The following is a 721-nucleotide window of genomic DNA, read 5'->3' as shown; positions in this document are numbered from 1 at the left end:
CAGCAGAAGAACAAGTAGTTGAGAACTAAGAAGGAGAAGCAAATGGCTTCCTCAATGATCTCTTCCCCAGCTGTTACCACTGTCAACCGTGCCGGTGCCGGCATGGTTGCTCCATTCACTGGCCTCAAGTCCATGGCTGGCTTCCCCACCAGAAAGACCAACAATGACATTACCTCCATTGCTAGCAACGGTGGAAGAGTGCAATGCATGCAGGTGTGGCCACCAGTTGGCAAGAAGAAGTTTGAGACTCTTTCCTACCTGCCAGACCTTGATGATGCACAATTGGCAAAGGAAGTAGAATACCTTCTTAGGAAGGGATGGATTCCTTGCTTGGAATTCGAGTTGGAGCACGGTTTCGTGTACCGTGAGCACAACAGGTCACCAGGATACTACGATGGACGCTACTGGACCATGTGGAAGCTGCCTATGTTTGGTTGCACTGATGCTTCTCAGGTGTTGAAGGAGCTTCAAGAGGCTAAGACTGCATACCCCAACGGCTTCATCCGTATCATCGGATTCGACAACGTTCGCCAAGTGCAGTGCATCAGCTTCATCGCCTACAAGCCCCCAGGCTTCTAAGTGTGAAAAATTTGCAAAGCATTTGTAGCCGCCACCCCACTTTGTTTGTTTGTACTTAAACTACATTCCCATTTGTTTTTGCTTTTTGAGATTTCATCATCCTGTATTTTTGGTTTCTGTTTTCGGACTTCAATGGAAATTA

1 protein-coding gene is annotated in these 721 nt (G+C 47.4%); it reads left to right on the top strand.

The window, feature by feature from the left end; translation table 11 throughout:
* Window positions 1-42 precede the first annotated feature (42 nt).
* On the top strand, window positions 43-579 hold the full coding sequence (locus IEW44_RS16195) for a ribulose-1,5-bisphosphate carboxylase small subunit (RefSeq protein WP_188616022.1): 537 nt from the start codon (window positions 43-45) through the stop codon (window positions 577-579).
* Window positions 580-721 lie beyond the last annotated feature (142 nt).

This window comes from Lysinibacillus alkalisoli (genome assembly GCF_014643595.1).
GTDB classification, from domain to species: domain Bacteria; phylum Bacillota; class Bacilli; order Bacillales_A; family Planococcaceae; genus Metalysinibacillus; species Metalysinibacillus alkalisoli.
Note: the sequence above shows the minus strand (reverse complement) of the source record. Positions and strands in the feature narration are given on the sequence as shown.